This window comes from Novosphingobium sp. TCA1 (assembly GCF_009811895.1).
In the GTDB taxonomy this organism is placed as follows: Bacteria; Pseudomonadota; Alphaproteobacteria; order Sphingomonadales; family Sphingomonadaceae; genus Novosphingobium; species Novosphingobium panipatense_A.
Map to the genome: position 1 here is coordinate 12,720 of NZ_BLJH01000038.1, position 17,020 is coordinate 29,739.

Annotated in this window: 18 protein-coding genes; 14 read left to right on the forward strand and 4 right to left on the reverse strand. The window is 59.6% G+C overall.

From position 1 onward, the window contains the following. Positions 1–48: 48 nt before the first annotated feature. From NTCA1_RS24780 to NTCA1_RS24845, 14 genes are all read left to right on the forward strand, one after another. Positions 49–1,149 (forward strand): DUF475 domain-containing protein, encoded by a 1,101-nt coding sequence (locus NTCA1_RS24780; protein ID WP_159832135.1) that lies wholly within the window; start codon positions 49–51, stop codon positions 1,147–1,149. Between the two features lie 59 nt (positions 1,150–1,208). After that, complete coding sequence (locus tag NTCA1_RS24785) at positions 1,209–2,399, forward strand: TerD family protein (protein ID WP_159832136.1); 1,191 nt, start codon at positions 1,209–1,211, stop codon at positions 2,397–2,399. 93 nt (positions 2,400–2,492) lie between these two features. Then, entirely contained in the window at positions 2,493–3,071 is a 579-nt protein-coding gene (locus NTCA1_RS24790) for a TerD family protein (RefSeq protein ID WP_159832137.1), read from the forward strand. 67 nt (positions 3,072–3,138) lie between these two features. After that, positions 3,139–3,720, forward strand: coding sequence for a TerD family protein (locus NTCA1_RS24795; protein WP_159832138.1), 582 nt, complete (start codon positions 3,139–3,141; stop codon positions 3,718–3,720). A 106-nt stretch (positions 3,721–3,826) separates the two neighbouring features. After that, the gene (locus tag NTCA1_RS24800; RefSeq protein WP_236549566.1) at positions 3,827–5,101 is read left to right on the forward strand and encodes a VWA domain-containing protein; all 1,275 of its coding nucleotides are present in this window, start codon (positions 3,827–3,829) and stop codon (positions 5,099–5,101) included. A gap of 45 nt (positions 5,102–5,146) precedes the next feature. Continuing rightward, a complete protein-coding gene (locus tag NTCA1_RS24805; protein WP_159832140.1) occupies positions 5,147–6,157 on the forward strand; it encodes an ATP-grasp domain-containing protein in 1,011 nt (336 codons plus the stop codon). Then, on the forward strand, positions 6,154–7,284 hold the full coding sequence (locus tag NTCA1_RS24810; protein WP_159832141.1) for a S1C family serine protease: 1,131 nt from the start codon (positions 6,154–6,156) through the stop codon (positions 7,282–7,284). The genes NTCA1_RS24805 and NTCA1_RS24810 overlap by 4 nt, the downstream gene beginning before the upstream one ends. A gap of 10 nt (positions 7,285–7,294) precedes the next feature. Then, on the forward strand, positions 7,295–8,350 hold the full coding sequence (locus NTCA1_RS24815) for a DUF4236 domain-containing protein (protein ID WP_159832142.1): 1,056 nt from the start codon (positions 7,295–7,297) through the stop codon (positions 8,348–8,350). A gap of 71 nt (positions 8,351–8,421) precedes the next feature. Further along, the gene (locus NTCA1_RS24820; RefSeq protein ID WP_159832143.1) at positions 8,422–9,702 is read left to right on the forward strand and encodes a phosphoribosyltransferase domain-containing protein; all 1,281 of its coding nucleotides are present in this window, start codon (positions 8,422–8,424) and stop codon (positions 9,700–9,702) included. A 4-nt stretch (positions 9,703–9,706) separates the two neighbouring features. Next, positions 9,707–10,441 (forward strand): sucrose-6-phosphate hydrolase, encoded by a 735-nt coding sequence (locus tag NTCA1_RS24825; RefSeq protein ID WP_159832144.1) that lies wholly within the window; start codon positions 9,707–9,709, stop codon positions 10,439–10,441. A 7-nt stretch (positions 10,442–10,448) separates the two neighbouring features. Continuing rightward, on the forward strand, positions 10,449–11,552 hold the full coding sequence (locus NTCA1_RS24830; RefSeq protein WP_159832145.1) for a cysteine protease StiP family protein: 1,104 nt from the start codon (positions 10,449–10,451) through the stop codon (positions 11,550–11,552). Beyond that, complete coding sequence (locus tag NTCA1_RS24835) at positions 11,549–12,457, forward strand: HpcH/HpaI aldolase/citrate lyase family protein (RefSeq protein ID WP_159832146.1); 909 nt, start codon at positions 11,549–11,551, stop codon at positions 12,455–12,457. The genes NTCA1_RS24830 and NTCA1_RS24835 overlap by 4 nt, the downstream gene beginning before the upstream one ends. Positions 12,458–12,576: 119 nt before the next feature. Beyond that, the gene (locus NTCA1_RS24840) at positions 12,577–13,743 is read left to right on the forward strand and encodes a toxic anion resistance protein (RefSeq protein WP_159832147.1); all 1,167 of its coding nucleotides are present in this window, start codon (positions 12,577–12,579) and stop codon (positions 13,741–13,743) included. 185 nt (positions 13,744–13,928) lie between these two features. Continuing rightward, positions 13,929–14,411: a hypothetical protein gene (locus tag NTCA1_RS24845; RefSeq protein WP_159832148.1), complete on the forward strand. Its 483-nt coding sequence runs from the start codon at positions 13,929–13,931 to the stop codon at positions 14,409–14,411. A gap of 306 nt (positions 14,412–14,717) precedes the next feature. On the opposite strand, the gene NTCA1_RS24850 is transcribed toward NTCA1_RS24845, so the two are convergent. The 4 genes from NTCA1_RS24850 to NTCA1_RS24865 all read right to left on the reverse strand — a co-directional run. Beyond that, positions 14,718–15,155, reverse strand: coding sequence for a hypothetical protein (locus NTCA1_RS24850; RefSeq protein ID WP_159832149.1), 438 nt, complete (start codon positions 15,153–15,155; stop codon positions 14,718–14,720). A 585-nt stretch (positions 15,156–15,740) separates the two neighbouring features. Next, positions 15,741–16,001 (reverse strand): helix-turn-helix domain-containing protein, encoded by a 261-nt coding sequence (locus tag NTCA1_RS24855; RefSeq protein ID WP_236549565.1) that lies wholly within the window; start codon positions 15,999–16,001, stop codon positions 15,741–15,743. Positions 16,002–16,074: 73 nt separating this feature from the next. After that, on the reverse strand, positions 16,075–16,296 hold the full coding sequence (locus NTCA1_RS24860; protein ID WP_159832150.1) for a DUF2274 domain-containing protein: 222 nt from the start codon (positions 16,294–16,296) through the stop codon (positions 16,075–16,077). 10 nt (positions 16,297–16,306) lie between these two features. Beyond that, positions 16,307–17,020, reverse strand: a 714-nt coding sequence (locus tag NTCA1_RS24865; protein WP_201282597.1) for a TrbI/VirB10 family protein, incomplete at its 5' end; no start/stop codon positions are given.

Genomic DNA, 17,020 nt, shown 5'->3' on the forward strand with positions numbered 1-17,020 from the left:
TTTCCTGCCGCGATCTGCGTTGCAGGCTCACACTTCCTCGGGGTGCACATGAAACATTTCACAGGATCGATCGTGTTTACGATCATCTGCCTTATCGCGGCCGGGTTCCTCGGCTATTCCGAAACCGGGCTCATCGGCCCTGCTCTTTCGATGGTATTCCTCGCCGGCGTGCTCGGCATTATGGAAACCTCGCTGAGCCTGGACAATGCAGTGGTGAACGCCTCGATCCTGAAGGACATGGACGAGAAGTGGCAGCGCCGCTTCCTCACCTGGGGCATTCTGATCGCCGTATTCGGCATGCGGATCGTCTTCCCGATCGTCATCGTGTCCGTCGCGGCCTGGGTGTCGCCTATCGAAGCGACCCGCATCGCCCTCTCCGATCACCAGCTCTATGAGCAGATCGTGACGGGCGCCCACGTCGGGATTTCAGGCTTCGGTGGCGCATTCCTCATGCTTGTCGGCCTAAGCTTCTTCTTCGACACGGACCGCGAGCACCTGTGGCTCGGCTTCATCGAGAAGCCGCTCGGCCTCATCGGTAAGATTCCTTTTGCTCCCTACGCCACGACGGCACTCATCATCTGCGGTCTGTCCTTCCTGGTTGGACCCGAAGAGCAGCGCACCTTCCTGATTGCCGGTCTGTCCGGCGTTGCCACCTACTTCGCCGTGCAGATGTTCGGCGACATGATGGGCGGTGAAGAGGACGAGACCACCGGCAAGATCGTGCGTTCCGGCGCGGCAGCGTTCGTATATCTCGAATTCCTCGATGCGTCCTTCTCGTTCGACGGCGTTATCGGCGCCTTTGCCATCACCAACAACATCATCCTGATCGCCCTCGGCCTCGGCATTGGCGCCATGTTCGTGCGCTCGATGACCGTCGCTCTGGTTCGCGGCGGCCACCTCTCGGAATTCCGCTTCCTTGAGCCTGGCGCATTCTATGCGATCCTCGCTCTTTCGGTGATCATGCTGCTCAGCATCCGCGTCGAAACCCCCGAGGTCGTGACCGGTCTTCTTGGTGCCGCCATCATCGGCGTCTCGCTCTGGGCTTCGATCAGCCACAAGAAGCGCTTCCCGCACGAATACGAGGAAGACGGCGAGGTCGAAGCGATCCTGCCGACCGGCAACGTCGTCCCCAATCTTCACAACGCCTGAACCTGGTTCGGCGGGGCTGCGCCCCCGCCGACCACCCACACCCCAGGGGGAGATGAATCATGCAAATGATGAAGGGCGCAAACGCTCCCATCGACGGAACCGCGCTGACTGTCAGCTGGGATCAAACGCCTGCCGGAGCTGACATTGACGTAAGCGCTTATTTCCTCACTGCTGACCGCAAGGTCGAAGGCGATGACGGCATGGCCTTCTACGGCCAGCCCACCGTGCCCGGCGTTTCGTTGACATTCACCTGCCAACAAGCGTCCCTCGCCTTCGACCTCGCGGCCATTCATCCTGCGATTGAAAGTATCGCGATCTGCGCTGTCATCGATACCTCCAAGGCACCGAGTGCCAAACTTGCGGATGCAGGCATTCTCCACATGCGGATGGGCGCGCTCCAGTTCGACCTCGATGTCTCAGGCATGAGCGAACAGGCCCTGATCCTTGGCGAAGTCTACCGCCGAAATGGCGTTTTCAAACTGCGGGCGGTTGGACAAGGCTTCAACGGCGGCCTGGCCGCTTTGGCGGGAAACTTCGGCGTGGACGTGGCAGGCGGGAGCGAACCCGTTCCCGCAGCGCCCCAGGTCACCGCGTCATGCGCCCCTGCTCGCTCTCAGCTCGGCCAGCCGGGCGCTGTGTCAGCGCCCCAACCCGCAGCACCTGCCCCAATTATTTCGCTCAAGAAGGTCACCCTCGCCAAAGCCGAAAAGGTCAACCTGTCGAAGGGCGGCGGCAAAATCCGTGCCCGGCTCGTCTGGGAAGGCAGACAAGGCGGCGGCGGCGATCTCGACTTCTATTGCTTCTATGTCCTGGACGACGGCCGCTGCGGCAAGGTCTACTGGAATGATCTTGGCACGTCGGACACTGCGCCATTCATTCGCCATTCGGGTGATTCTACCCGAGCGGGCGAAGAAGAAATAGTTCTCGAACGGCCCGAAAAGCTCCGGTTTGCACTCTTCGCGGCCTATAGCGCCCTATCGAACGGGACCGGTTCCTTCAAAAGCTACCGGCCCAAAATGATCATCACCGACCAGAACGGTAATGAAGTAACGATCCCGCTGCTGAATCCAGCAGAAACCTCGTACTGGGTCGCGATCACGCACATCGCTGTCGGCAACGACATCCAGATCGAGCATGTCGAGACTTACGGCAAATCCGGCATCCACTCCGACGCCGCTGAACGGGCCCCTCGCCTCCATCAAAATGGAACCTGGGACGTCAGCAAGGGCGAGATCGAATTCAAAGACTAGCTCGAGGGCTAGCTTGAACAACTTTCGAGGCGCTTTCGGCGGAGCGCGGCTCGAACACACTCCACCGCCAACACATATGGAAAGGACTACCACATGGCGATTTCACTTTCGAAGGGCGGCAACGTCTCGCTCTCCAAGGAAGATCCCGGCCTCGACGAAATCATGATCGGACTCGGCTGGGACGCCCGCGCAACCGACGGCCAGGACTTCGACCTCGACGCCTCGGCCTTCCTTCTGGCCACCAGCGGCAAGGTTCGCAACGACGCTGACTTCGTGTTCTACAACAACATGAACGGCGCCGGCGGCGCTGTGGTTCACCAGGGCGACAACCGCACCGGCGAAGGCGAAGGCGACGACGAACAGATCGCGATCACGCTTTCCAAGCTCCCGGCCGATATCGACAAGGTTGCGATCGTCGTGACCATCCATGAAGCCGAGCGCAAGAGCCAGTCCTTCGGCCAGGTCTCGAACGCGTTCATCCGCCTGGTCAACGTCAAGACCGGCAAGGAAGTCGTTCGCTATGACCTGTCGGAAGACGCGTCGGTCGAAACCGCAATGATCCTCGGCGAAGTCTACCGTCATGGCAACGACTTCAAGTTCCGCGCTGTCGGCCAGGGCTTCAAGGGCGGCCTCGGTCCGCTTGCCACCAACTACGGCGTCAGCGTCGGCTGATCCAAGCCGGGGGGCCTCGTGCCCCTCGGACCCTCGACATCCTCGCTCTTAGAAGGCCCCTAACACTATGGCAGTTTCTCTCGTAAAGGGCGGCAACGTTTCGCTCTCCAAGGAGGCCCCGGGCCTCACCTCGGTTACCGTCGGCCTCGGCTGGGACGTTCGCAAGACTGATGGCCAGGCTTTCGACCTTGACGCGGCCGCCTTCATTCTCGGCGAAAACGAAAAGGTCATCTCCGATGGTCACTTCGTTTTCTACAACAACAAGACTTCGCCTGACGGATCGGTCGAGCACGGCGGCGACAACCGCACCGGCGAAGGTGACGGCGACGACGAGAGCATCAAGATCGACTTTGCCAAGCTGCCGGCTGACGTGAAGAAGGTCGTGATCGCTGTGACCATTCACGAGGCCAAGGAACGCGGCCAGAACTTCGGATCGGTCTCGAACGCCTTCGCACGTGTCGTCAATGACGCCGACGGCAAGGAACTCGCTCGCTTCGATCTGTCGGAAGACAGCAGCACCAACGGCGCGATGATCTTCGTCGAACTCTACCGCGGCGCCGCCGGCGACATCAAGGTCAAGGCAGTTGGCGAAGGCTGGGAAAACGGCTTGGCTGGCCTCGCCGGAGCCATGGGCGTCAACCTCGGCTGATGCCTGAAGTGGCGCCAAACGGCGCCGCTAAAAGTCGGACCGCCAGGGCGCTAGGGCGTCCCGGCGGTCTCCTTCTTTTCAGATTGGGAATGAAACCTTGAAGACGATGACCCCGGGCGAGAAGCGCGCCATTTCTGACCTCACCACGAGCCGCCAAATTGAGATCGTGGTCGCGCATGACCCCGCAGACATCGACATCGTCGCGTTCGGCCTCGATGCCAGCCGCAAGATTTCTGACGATCGCTACACCATTCTGTTCAGCAACGAGCGCAGCCCCGAAGGCGCTATTGCTTTCTCCAAGAGCGGAGACAAGACTACATTTCGTATCGACCTCGACCGCGTTCCCGCAGCTGTCGATCGGATCACCGTCACCGCCACTCATGACACCCTTCCGCTTAGCGCTGCCCGGACCTTGTCGGTCCAGATTGCTGGCGCTGCGATGCTCAACGCCAAGGCCAGCCTCTCGAATGAGAAGGCCGTGATGCTCGTTGATCTTTACCGCCACAATGGAGCCTGGCGCATTGGCGCGGTTGTCCAGGGTTTCGCCGGCGGCTTGGCGGATCTCGTCCGTCATTTCGGAGGAGAAGTTGAGGAAGCACCTGCGCCCGTCGCTCCGTCCGCACCGACCCCGGCTTCACCGCCGGTGTCCTTGAGCAAGGTCGACCTGCGCAAGAACAAGGTCGGCGTTTCCTTGAAGAAACTCGGCATCGAACATGAGCAAGCCGAGGTGCTTTTCATCATCGATGCAAGCGGCTCGATGGGTCATCTCTACGGAAACGGCACAGTTCAGGAAACCGTCGAGCGTATTGCGCCAGTGGCTCTGCGGCTGGACCGAGACGGCAAAATGCCAACCTGGTTCTATGCCTCGAAATGCAAGCGCGTCGAAGATCTCACCGCGACCAACCTCGCCGGCTTCGTTTCACGCACTTGCCCGTCACCCGGAGCAAAGATCGGTAGCGAGCCGGTTACGAAGAAGGGCATCTTCGGAGGAACGCGTCAAACGACCGGGACCTCGATCGGCTACGGCAACGATGAGCCGATCGTGATGAACGCGGTACTCGCGCAGGAACCACCTCATCGCACCACTCCGCTGCTCATCATCTTCCTCACCGACGGCGGCATCACTCGTTCAAAGGACATCTCCGAGATCCTGCAGCGAGCGTCAAATCGCCCTATCTTCTGGCAGTTTATCGGTGTCGGGCGCGCCAATTACGGCGTGCTGAAGAAGCTGGATACTCTTCCGGGCCGTGTGGTCGATAACGCCGGGTTCTTCAGCGTCGATGATCTTTCCCAGATCGGCGACGATGAACTCTACGACCGCATCCTCTCGGAATTCCCTCAGTGGCTGAAGGATGCGCGCTCGAAGAGCATCCTTCCCTGACCCCTTCCTCCCTTCTCTCCCATTTCTTTCGTTTCAGGATCCCCAATGCGTATCTGGTTCAACCGTGGCTTCTCCCTCGCACCTATTGCCAAGGCCATGATGGCTGCCGACGCCACTCTTGAAGTGATCGTCAGCACTGGCCTTGGCCTGCCAATCTACGAGGGCCCTACCGAGACATGGGTGGAACCCAAGCTCAACGATGAAGCCTACCTGAAATGGGTCCGCACACAGATCGAAGAGCACGCCATCGATCTGTTCGTGCCGACAGCGCGGCGGCATCTTTTCGCTTCGGCAGATATGCCGTGCAAGGTTCACCTGCCGGCGGACCTTGCAACTCTCGACCTCCTCGAGGACAAGTACCTCTTCGCGCAGGAACTCGCAGAGGGCGAGATCCACCTGCCCACCATTTCGGTCCAAACCAAGGACGAACTGGCGGCGCTCCTCACTGAGTTTCGAACTGCATACCCAGACATCGATCCTTGCGTGAAGCCCCGCATGGGCGTGAACGGCCACGGATTCTGGACACTTTCCAAGACCGCCTCCCCGCTTGCTCACCTCATGAACCCAGACGCCCGCCGGATTAGGGAAGACCTCTTCCTTGCAGCTCTAGCGGCAGAAGAAGATGATCGGATCCTGCGGCCGCTGGTTCTCATGCCCTTCCTGCCTGGGCCCGAAGTATCGTTCGACGTCCTGGCCCACCATGGGAACATCCTGAAGTACGTGGCCCGCACCAAGGAAGGCACACGTCAACGCCTGCAGACATCGCACCCATTGGAAAGTGCAGCGCGCGAACTCGTTCAGCGCTTCTCACTTCACGGGATCATCAACGTTCAGTTCCGCCGGGCCGAAGACGGAAGCTGGAAGGCTCTCGAAATCAATGCGCGCCCAGCTGGGGGATCCGTTTACGGCGAACCTTTCGGCACGCAGCTTATCGGGGACTGGGGCGGCATTCTCTCCGGACGCCTGACCCCGGAACAGGTTTCGACCCCGAACATCGACCTCGACCTCGAGATGTCGACCAGCCTTCGCGATCCTTCCGCAAGGCTGGCCGCATGACGCAGCTCCAGTCCGGACAAAGGATCGACGTATCCGGCCAGGGTGCCGCGATAGTGCGCTTTGGCGGACTGGACGCAGGCCGCGTAGCGCTCGCAGCCATCTCTCCTGAGGGGAATGTCTCGGCCTTTATCGAGCATTCTCCTGGAGAATGGCAGCTATCATCCTTTGAACAGCCTGGCGACCACTACGAAATCGTCGCCTACATCACGGATGATCGGCATGGCGGCTTCGTCAACTCTGCGTACCCGACACGCGTGGAAATCGGCGGCATTCAGTACGATTTCCCGGCACCGCAGCAACAGCTAGCCGCGGTTATCCTGGGAGAAATCTATCTCAAGGATGGCCGCCGCCGGCTGAAGGTTTCGAACGAAGGGTTCACCTTCGGGATCGATGCCTACTTGCGCGCAAAGCAGCTACAGTCAGTCGTCATTCCACACCGGAATCGGCCAGCCCCGCTGCCTGGAGGCGGCCCAGGTCCCGATACTCAGGGACGGCCTCCGCGCGGCTCAGGATCTCCTCTTGCCAGCGGAAGCGGCGTGATCATCGGCAGGGACCTTGTTGTCACCAATGCGCACGTGATCGAGGACGGCAGCAGCTTTCAGCTTGGCCGAACCCGTAGCGCATTGACGCCAGTGGCCGTTGATGAAGCCCACGACCTTGCATTGCTACAAGGATCCGTAAGCGGAACCCCACTGCCGATCCGGCTTGGCAGCCCCCTATGGCTTGGCGAGGGGATCATGGCTTCGGGCTATCCTCTCATGGACATTCTCGGCGCTGACTTGAAAGTCACCACTGGCAACGTTTCCGGCCTGACCGGAAAATCCGGCGATGTCTCTCGCTTCCAGTTCACCGCACCGATTGCGTCGGGTTCTTCCGGCGGCGCGATCATAGATGAGTTTGGGAACCTCGTGGGGATCACATCGGCATCCCTTGCTCATGAGAGCATGCGAGAACGAGGCAGCATCTCTGAGAACGTGAATTTTGGCATCCGTTCTTCGCTCGTCTTCGAGATGGCTGCCGCCGCCGGCATGCCGCTTCCCTCGACCACTCCCATAAACGATGGAACCCGCAGGGATGCGGTCGCACACCTGCGAAACTCCGTCGTCAGCATCATTGTCATCGCCTGAGGAAGGTCACATGGGTTTCAGGTTCTCCAAGCGCATCCATATCCTTCCTGGCGTGAAGCTCAATTTGTCAAAGAGCGGCGCGTCATTGAGCCTGGGCCCCCGCGGAGCATCCATCAATATCGGTAAGCGGGGTGTCTACGGCAACGTCGGACTTCCTGGGACAGGTCTTAGCTGGCGGGAGCGTCTCAGCGGCCCTGCCCCCCGGTCATCCAGTCGCGAACCTACTCGCCGCGTGCCTGCAATGCCCGACACTATCACTGCGCGACTTGTCGATAACCAGGTCGAGCTTCTCGATGGCGCGGGTTTCCCGCTCGATCCGGCCCTGATCCCCAGCGCGAAATCCTCCATGAAGGAGGAACTACGGGCCTTCCTGGAGGAGCATGAAGCCGAAAGAAATCGGCCGATCGACTGTCTTCGCAGCCTGCATCACGACATCCCTCGCACAACTCGGCAGTCTCTGCCTGGTGGCAGCGGAAAGCCGAAGCGAGAGCAATTCGGCTCCCAGGGCGACTTTATGCAAGCCTTGATGACCTGGAACGCTTCACAGGCGAATGCGGGCCCGAATGATGACCGGATTGCCGAGGCGCTGTTAGAGGCCCTCGGCTCCCTGGAGTGGCCAGCAGAGACCAATATCGCCATTTCGCTTCAAGCGGGAAGGCTCCTGCTTGACGTCGACCTTCCAGAAATCGAGGATATGCCCAGCGCCCGCTGGAAGGCGATGATCAGCAAATTGGCACTTGATGAGAAGCCGATCTCGCAAAAGGATCTGGCGTCGCTTTATCGTGATCACGTAGCATCAATCCTTGTTCGACTGGTCGGGCACTCGATCGGAAGCTCCAGTTCGATCCAGTCGGTCGGAATCTCGGCTTACACACAGCGCACGGCCGCAACAGGACACATTGCGGACGAGTATGTCGCCACTGTCGACGTCACGCGTGCCGCCTGGAACGGGATCAATCTTGCTAAAATAGCTGAGATCGAACCGGATAATCTCCTTCGCCATCTGGGGGCGAAACTGGAGACGAATGCTCGGGGAACGCTGCTGGTGCAACCGCCGCTGGCATAGCCACACAGCCGGGTCGAAAAACTGATTAGAATAGCTGGGGCAGTTGAACCCTAGCATATTAGGAAAATGCGATGAACGCTATCAACGACGCTGTCCGCGCTGCTCTCAAGGCCGATCCGGATATCATCACGCTCGGTGAGCCACGCTCGAACAACCTCTCCCAAACTCTTCACGCCGCTAATGCAGGCCGTACGAGATTGCATGGGCTCGTTGAGGACACGGAATTCCTCGAAGTTCCTCTGGCTACCGGAGATCTCAAGCTTCGCGTCACCAACGGTCCGTCGATCGAAGACCTCTGCGACTTTGCCGCTCGGGCCAATCCCAAGCGGGGCTTCCTCATCGTATCGAAGGTACTCGGGCGCCATCTCCCGGCCCGTCCGGCGGCCATGCGTAGGGCGATGGAAGACCTTGCCCGTTCGCTGCCGAGCGATTTGCCGCAGCCCATTGTCTTCCTGGGAATGGCGGAGACGGCGACAGCCCTTGGACAAGGTGTTTTTGCGGCATTCCAGTCCATGCACCCCTCGGCGACGTCGATCTATCTCCAGACGGCTCGCCAAACGGTGGGCGGCGCAGTCACCATCGCCCGGTTCGAAGAGGGCCACAGCCATGCGACTTCGCACCTCGTACAGGTAAGCGACGACGAACTGGCTGCCGTGGTCAAGTCGGCCAGGTCTCTGGTTATCATTGACGATGAAAGCAGCACTGGGAACACCTTCGTCTCGGCCGCGGAGGGCATGATTCCCGCTATGCCGATCCTCGAACGGATCGAGACCTGCTGCATCACGGACTGGAGCGGCGGCGATTACCTCGACCGCATGCCGCGGCCAGCCGCCGGGCACTCCATTCTCGCCGGCACCATGGAATGGACGGTTGGGACCAGCGTGACTCCGCCGAAGCTCGCCGCGGGCTCGAACGGCGCCGGTTCGGCTCCGATTAGCGGAATGCGTAGTCGTTCGGGCTTGCGTCACCCTGAAGCATCCTCTCGGCCGCCAATCATCTGCCGTGAAGGCGAACGAATCCTGGTTCTTGGCGACGGCGAGCACTCCTATGAGGCGCTGCTGATTGCAGAAGAGATTGAAGCACAGGGCGGTATCGCAGCCGTACAGAGCATCACTCGCACCCCGGCAATCCTCGGAGATGCAATGGGAAGTGTTTCACAGTTCACCGACGCCTACGGCTCAGGCGCTCCGTGCTTCCTATACAACATCCTTGCGCACCGGCCGGCCCGTATTTTGGTAGCCTCTGAAATCTGGGATCGTCAGACCGACGAGGGACGAAAAGCCGTGCAGGAGCTCGGCGCTGACATCCCGGTCGAGATGATCCTTTGCACCTATCAAGGCGAGACCCGATAAAGCCATGCTGATCCTTACGGACCTCGACGACACCCTGTTCCAAACAGCCCGCAAGTGCCCCGAGACCACCGGGGAGCTCAAAGTCATGAGCTATCTCGTCGACGGCACGGAAAGCGGATTTGCCACTCCCCGCCAGCAGCGGACACTCAGCTGGCTCAGCCACGGCCGGATCGTACCGGTGACCGCGCGCGATCGCGACGTTCTAGCGCGGGTCAATATCGACCAGGCGCCGGCCATCTGCGCCAATGGCGGATGTGTCATCGGGATCGACGGCGAAGTCGACCTGAAATGGCATGCAATTCTCCAGGAACGCGCCGCAAAAGGCACGCCCGTCCGCGAAATCTATGAGCATGCAACCGAAGGCCTTGATGCCGAGCGGTTCCGTCACTGGGTTGTGGCTGAAGGGGATCTCGACCTCTACATCGTCATCAAGAGCAACACTGGCGAGAACGGCGCGGATCTTCAGGATCTCGAAACGCAGCTTTCCCGGCATTTTCCAGCAGACTGGCGAATCCACCGGAACGGCAACAATCTCGCCTTCCTCCCCTCTTGGCTGAACAAGCGCGAGGCGGCCCGTTATCTCATCGAACAGCTGCGGGCGGCAGATGAAGATCGACCCGTTATCGGTATCGGCGACAGCCACTCCGACGTCGGCTTCATGGACCTGTGCGATTACGCAATGACCCCGACCACATCCCAACTCTGGAAGCACGTCACTTCCCAGAATGCTTGGTGCTGAGGACAAAATGAATACTACGACCGCTACCGCCGTCATCCCGTTTTCGGGCACCTACGACCTGAACGACGTCCAAATCCTCCTCAAGCCGTCGCGGATTCTCGTCACCCCGGTGGCAGAGAAAGAGCGACTGATTCAGTCTGGTGCTGCCCACTATTCGGAAATGCTCTCATCAGAGGCCGTGCCCGATAAGCGCTATATGCGCCTGTATCGGGTCGCCCTCACGCGCAATGCTTCCCGCTTGAAGATGGATATCCATCATCTCGCTCGGCGCATCGGCAACCGCCCGGAGACCGGCAACGAATGCGTGGTGATCTCCCTCGCCCGCGCAGGCACGCCAATCGGCGTCCTCCTCAAGCGCGAACTCGAGCGGACCGGCGTCACCGCCCATCACTATTCGGTCAGCATCATCCGCGGCCGCGGCATCGATGAGAATGCCCTGCGATACATCAAGGAGCGGCATGGCACCGACACTGCCGTCTTTGTCGACGGATGGACGGGCAAGGGTGCCATCACCAAGCAGCTGGTGGAATCTCTCGAGGCAAGCGATCTCGGCTTCAAGCCCTTCCTTGCAGTCGTGGCCGACCCGGCTGGCTGCGCTCACCTTGCCGCTACCACGGAAGATTACGTCATTCCGAGCGGCCTGCTGAATGGGATCGTTTCGGGGCTGATCAGCCGGTCCGTGCTCAACGATACCGTTGTCGGCGAAAGCGACTTCCATGCGTGCCGCTTCATGTCGGAGCATGCTGATCACGATATCAGCACCGAATTCATTGAATGCGTCGAAGCTGCACCTTTCGACCCTTCGCGGCATGCCGACTGGAACCACAGCCGCGCAAAGGTGGCAAAGGAACGCTGTGAACAGCTCCTCACTGATCTCATGAGTGAAGCTGGCATCGACGACGTCAACCGCATCAAGCCAGGCATTGCCGAAGCTACACGGGCTATCCTGCGGCGAGTTCCCGATCGATTGTACGTCAGCGACCTCAATGATCCTGAAATCCAGCATCTGGTCCACCTGGCGGTGCAGTCCGACGTCCCCATCGAAGAGCGCGACCTTTCTACCTACCGCGCAGTCACCATCATCAAGAAAGTCGGAGGCGATCAAGAGTGAGTGCAATCGCTTTAGGGGCGACCCTTTACGTACCCGTGCTGCGATCCAACCTCCTCGACGTCGTGTCGGGGAGCAACCCTGATCTGCGCTCGATCGTGGTCTGCCTCGAGGACTCGCTGCGCGATGATCAAGTCGAGGAAGCGCGCGCTGCCTTCGTCGAATTCCTTGGTCGTATGGAAACGCTCGGCAACCGGATCACAGTCTACGTACGGCCCCGAGACATCCAGATGCTGCATTGGATGCTCGCCCTTCCAAACATCAGCGCGATCGACGGCTTCGTCCTTCCCAAGGTCGAGACTTCTAACGTGGCTCAGTGGCTAGCGCCCATGACCGGCCACGATCATAAGTTCATGCCCACGATCGAAGGGGCTGAGGCCTTCGACCGCAACGCCCTTGAGCAGCTCTGCCGGCAGCTCATGCCCTTTCAAGAACGCGTCACGGCAATCCGTATCGGCGGCAACGATATCCTCAACGTTCTGGGCGTTCGCCGTTCAAAGGGCCGCACCGCCTACGACGGGCCGCTTGGGAATGTCATCCGCGACATGGCTGCGACCTTCATCCCCGCCGGTTTTGCGGTCGCGGCGCCGGTCTTCGAGCATTACGCCTCACTCGACCTATTACAGGCCGAGGTCGAACAGGACCTTGAGCATGGCCTTCTCACGAAGACCGCTATCCATCCCTCCCAGATCCCCGTCATCCACGGCTGCTATCAGCCCAGCAGTGATGAGGTTCTCGAGGCTCGCTCAATCCTCGACAAGGACGCCCGCGCCGTCTTCGCTTCGGCAGGAAGCATGTGCGAGCCGGCGACCCATCGGCGCTGGGCAGGCAACGTCATCGCCCGCCTGCAGCAGTTTGCTGCCAAGGAAGACGACGATGACAACGTTTCGTCCATCATGGTGGCTTAGGCTGAGGGCTTGAACCTACCAACGAGGAGGTGTCAGGGTTGCTGTGTTATGGCAACAAAGGCACCTACTCACGCAATTTACATCCCGGGCCGCCAAGGCGGTAAATCTGAAAGCGCGTCATGACCGAACTCACCCTCACCGCCCCGGCCCCTGTGCCCGCCGTCCCAGTTCAGCAAGCAGCCGGGCTGGTTCCTTTGTCTGACAGCGTGCGTTCGGAATTGCAGACGAAAGCTGACGCCTTCGTCGCGGAATTACTGGCCCTCGATGCGCAGAGCCCTGAATTTGGTAACAAGGCCAGCCAGCTCACCAACATCGGCCAGAAGGAAGTCGTAGCACTTTCCAGCCAATCCAACCGCTTCCTCGACCGACCGACCAAAGCAATGGACGGAGAAGGCGGCGTCGGCCAGGCGCTCACCCAGCTGCGGACCGTGGTGGAAGATCTTGATCCCAGCCGGGAAGGTGACCTCCTCAAGCCCCGCAAGCTGCTCGGGATCATCCCTTTTGGAAGCAAGCTCAAAGCCTACTTCGATCGCTATACGTCGGCTCAGGGTCACATCCAGGCAATCATGGCAACGCTGACCCGCGGCAAAGACGAGCTTCTCCAGGACAACATTGCCATTGATGGAGAGCGCAACAAGCTCTGGGAGCTGATGGGTAAGCTCGAGCAGATGATCATTATCTCTAAGACCCTCGACACCCGCCTGGAGGACAAAGCTAACGATCTCGATCATGTCGACCCTGCCAAGGCAAAGGCTATCCGCGAGAGCGCCCTCTTCTACGTCCGCCAGCGGACGACCGACTTGCTCACCCAGATGGCGGTCACAGTGCAGGGATATCTTGCCCTCGATCTTATCAAAAAGAACAACATCGAGCTGATCAAGGGTGTCGATCGCGCCACCACTACCACCGTCGGCGCGCTCCGCACAGCTGTCACCGTGGCGCAGGCGCTCACCAACCAGCGGCTTGTGCTGCAACAGATCAGCGCGCTCAACACAACGACGTCGAACATCATCGACGCAACAGGGGTGATGCTGCGGGAAAACACAGCCAGAATCCATGAGCAGGCCAGTTCCGCCACAATCCAGGTCGAGGTTCTCCAGCGTGCCTTCGCGAACATCTATGCCACCATGGACGCCGTCGATGAGTTCAAACTCAAGGCGCTGGGCAACATGAAGACGACGATCGACACGCTTTCAGCCGAGAACGAGAAGGCCAAGAGCTACATCGCGCGTGCTCATGGCGCCAGCAACAGCCAGGCGCCGGATCCCATCCTCAGCCTCGCATGATCGCGCTGCTTCTTTGGATCGCGGGAGTAATCCTGATCATCCGGGTCATCCTTGAGATGACCGGAAGGGCTCCCCTCATCCTCCTTTTCTGGCGGATTCCGCCGGCCGACTACATTTCTCCGGACGATCGGCTTATACGAGGCCGGAGCGATATCCTGTCAGCTAGGAAAGGAGGATCAACGACGATGAGCGAAGACGGCATATTCAGTCGCATTGCCCGTGCACTAAGCGGCACGCCCGCACAGAATGTCCCTCCCGTTCCCGCCGCGCCGGCGATCCCTCCGGTGCAGGTTGATTACGAGGACGAGCGGGTTCCGAACGGCGCCAAAGAACGGATCCGGCGGATCCTCGCTTGCCTTCTCGACGCCGAAAAGGCCATGGCACGGGAGCAGATACCCGGATTTACCCAGGTCGATGTAATTCAGATGCGCGAGCAGCACCTGCCCAAGCTCATAAAGAGCTACATCGACATTCCGGCGGAACACCGCTCGGAAATCTTCCGGAAAACTGGGAAATCTGCCAGCTTTATTCTGAACGAATCCCTCGATCAGATGCAGCATAAGGTTGATGAAATCCTTCACAACCTGGCTCAGCACGACATTGACGCGTTCACCAACAACACGAAGTTCATCGCACAGCGTTACGCCGACAACAATCCTTTCGATTGAAAACCGATCACAACAGTCGCGGATCGAATGTCGAGGAAACAATTAATTCGTTACGATCCTATTCGCCGACAATCGCTGTTTGTAACTACAATTTGCCATCTGCATAGGCACCGCTATATTCCAGCTCATCAGGGGCAGCTCCCCGTTGGAATCCCTGCCGGCGATCAAGCGCTTGCGCTGGTTGAGCTAAGGCTTACCAAGTTCCATCGACGAGCAGAACGCCGGCACGATATTCCCATACGATCTTAAAGTCCGAGCGGCTAGTGAGCCGCTCGGACTTTAAGCGATCGCGTTAACCCCCTGGCATCACTTCAGCTTTTTCGAACAGGCAGCTTGGACCGCTGCGTGGGTGCTCGATCCTTCCACGAGTGAGGCCATATCGCCCGGGTTAGGAGACAGCTTCCCCGCTTCCTCACGCGTGTCACCCTCGCCGATATACCGGGCAAGCTGAGCTCCACAATCGATCTCACGGTTGGAATAGCTGATCCCCGAAGGACCAGCCCGCCGCGTCATTGCGATGATGTTACCGTCTTCGCCACGCTTTACGCTGAGAAGGCTATACGTGGCGTTCGGATCGGCTGGCGCACTGTATGGCGTGCCTTCATCCTTTGGGGGTGCAGCAGGCGAGGCGGGAACTGATAGCGCATTTTTGTCCTGAGCTACCTCCTCAGGCACCACCTTGTCATTCGCGGGTTGCGAGCAACCTGCCGCCAAAATAAACAAGGCCGCTACCAATGCACGCATACATTTTCCCTTCTCAGCAATATTGCACTGCATAGCTACGCGTCCGAGCTTGCATTTGATTTACTCGACGCACCTAAGCCAGATCAACATCCAACCTCCCGTTATAAAAAGGCTCGGAAGAGTGATCTTTCGAGCCTATTCTTTTTCGCATCACCGACCGAACGTGCGCCCCCTAGCGGCCGCTGCAGCTGCCAGGAGTGGCAACGCAACGTCCCTGGATGCCTGCCGTTCTTTCAAGATCGCTTGCCCTTCGATCGGCTCGTAATTGATCTGGGCTCCACCCCCCTATCGCTGCCCAAAATTCCGGCCGGCTTCTTCGGACCACTTCTCTGCCTTGCTGCATTCGACGACGCGCTCAGGGCGAACAAGGTCTCAAGTCAATCTCTTTGACATCCGTCACTCGGACGTCGACGAGCCTGCCCTGCATCTCCTTGGACGGGCGGCAGTTGGGTACGGAAAATCGGCGCTTGAGTGTCCGTGAAGGGTCGGCGCCGGAAGCCCAGACCGAAGCGTTAGAATGTCCGCTATCCCATTTTCGTGTCTACAAGCTGCCCTTCCGGACTGTCCAACCTTGCTGCCAATTTCTCAGCGATATGCAGCGCCTTTTTTCAAGCGAAGCTGGCGCGCTTTCGGCGTAATACGCCGAGCCTGGATCACAGCCTTCAGGCTCTCCACCGAGACGACCGTAGACCGCCCGACCTTTGCAGCCTCAAGATCTCCGGCAGCGATGAGCAGGTAGATTTTCGACCTGCTAAGGCCGGTCATGCGTACTGCATCAGGTATGCGCACGCTGATCGGATCGAACTGGCCGAGCGCGCGCATTTCCTTGTTGACGTTTCGTACCATGGCAGGTCCTTTGTTGGTCAGCCTTGAAAGAGGGAAGCTGTGCTTGGGCCGCTGCGCTGGTTAGATCAGGGCCCTATTTGCCGCCACGAGCGCGCGATTTTGAAAACGCCCGATCGCTGCTGAGAAAAGCCTCAAGCATCGCGGGAACCAGCGCAGAGACAGGCTCTTCTCGCCCATACGTCGCTGCATACATCTTTGCGTAATCGCTCAAGGCATCCGCCAAATCGGGCATCACATGAATGGACATCTTGACCGGAGTTCGGTCCGGCAAAGCGGGAAGCTTCAGATCGGCCATGTGAGTGCTCCTACTGTTTCCAGGGCGGCAGGACGAGATCACGATGCACAACGAGGCGCACCGGCGCGCCAGGTCGGATCGTGATGGTCGGCTGTACCTGCAGACTGCGCGACACAAGCTGATCGCCTGCACGAGACACGCTTTGCTGGGTCGATTGCCGGATGGCTTGAACGAGATCGCTCTCGCCGGTGAAGGTCAGTTCCGAGCCAACCCCGAGCAGCGTGGAAATCGCTGCGCCCTTTACGATCTGCCAGGTATGCGCGTCGACCTGATCCTCCAGGCCCGCGTAGCCGGACAGGTCGCTGGCCGGCACGTTATCGAGGCGAATGGAACTGCCGTCCGGCATCACGATGCGCTGCCAGACTATGAGCGCCCGCTTCTGCCCGAAGGCTACCAGACTATCGTAGCTGCCGATAAGCCTGGCGCCCTGTGGAATGAGCAGAATACGCCCTGTCGCGCTATCGAACACCTGCTGGGTCACCTGGGCGATCACCATGCCGGGAAGGTCCGAACGCAAACCGGTGATCAGGCTCGCCGGTATGACGCTACCCGCTGACAGCATGTTCGGTGACGCCGCCGGGACCAAGACATGTGGCTCAATACCACTCCCCCCATTTCCCTCCGCAACAAAATCCACCTTTCGCTGCTGGGCGTTGGGGTCAACGGTAAAGTCGATGGCCATTTTCGAGCCTGCGCTTGCCGGTGGCGCCGGAACGGTGGCGGC

Excerpts from the sequence above, each read along its gene's own strand:
- NTCA1_RS24780 (WP_159832135.1), top strand. The coding sequence starts at position 49 with ATGAAACATTTCACAGGATCGATCGTGTTTACGATCATCTGCCTTATC.
- NTCA1_RS24785 (WP_159832136.1), top strand. The coding sequence starts at position 1,209 with ATGCAAATGATGAAGGGCGCAAACGCTCCCATCGACGGAACCGCGCTG.
- NTCA1_RS24790 (WP_159832137.1), top strand. The coding sequence starts at position 2,493 with ATGGCGATTTCACTTTCGAAGGGCGGCAACGTCTCGCTCTCCAAGGAA.
- NTCA1_RS24795 (WP_159832138.1), top strand. The coding sequence starts at position 3,139 with ATGGCAGTTTCTCTCGTAAAGGGCGGCAACGTTTCGCTCTCCAAGGAG.
- NTCA1_RS24800 (WP_236549566.1), top strand. The coding sequence starts at position 3,827 with ATGACCCCGGGCGAGAAGCGCGCCATTTCTGACCTCACCACGAGCCGC.
- NTCA1_RS24805 (WP_159832140.1), top strand. The coding sequence starts at position 5,147 with ATGCGTATCTGGTTCAACCGTGGCTTCTCCCTCGCACCTATTGCCAAG.
- NTCA1_RS24810 (WP_159832141.1), top strand. The coding sequence starts at position 6,154 with ATGACGCAGCTCCAGTCCGGACAAAGGATCGACGTATCCGGCCAGGGT.
- NTCA1_RS24815 (WP_159832142.1), top strand. The coding sequence starts at position 7,295 with ATGGGTTTCAGGTTCTCCAAGCGCATCCATATCCTTCCTGGCGTGAAG.
- NTCA1_RS24820 (WP_159832143.1), top strand. The coding sequence starts at position 8,422 with ATGAACGCTATCAACGACGCTGTCCGCGCTGCTCTCAAGGCCGATCCG.
- NTCA1_RS24825 (WP_159832144.1), top strand. The coding sequence starts at position 9,707 with ATGCTGATCCTTACGGACCTCGACGACACCCTGTTCCAAACAGCCCGC.
- NTCA1_RS24830 (WP_159832145.1), top strand. The coding sequence starts at position 10,449 with ATGAATACTACGACCGCTACCGCCGTCATCCCGTTTTCGGGCACCTAC.
- NTCA1_RS24840 (WP_159832147.1), top strand. The coding sequence starts at position 12,577 with ATGACCGAACTCACCCTCACCGCCCCGGCCCCTGTGCCCGCCGTCCCA.
- NTCA1_RS24845 (WP_159832148.1), top strand. The coding sequence starts at position 13,929 with ATGAGCGAAGACGGCATATTCAGTCGCATTGCCCGTGCACTAAGCGGC.
- NTCA1_RS24850 (WP_159832149.1), bottom strand. The coding sequence starts at position 15,155 with ATGCGTGCATTGGTAGCGGCCTTGTTTATTTTGGCGGCAGGTTGCTCG.
- NTCA1_RS24855 (WP_236549565.1), bottom strand. The coding sequence starts at position 16,001 with ATGGTACGAAACGTCAACAAGGAAATGCGCGCGCTCGGCCAGTTCGAT.
- NTCA1_RS24860 (WP_159832150.1), bottom strand. The coding sequence starts at position 16,296 with ATGGCCGATCTGAAGCTTCCCGCTTTGCCGGACCGAACTCCGGTCAAG.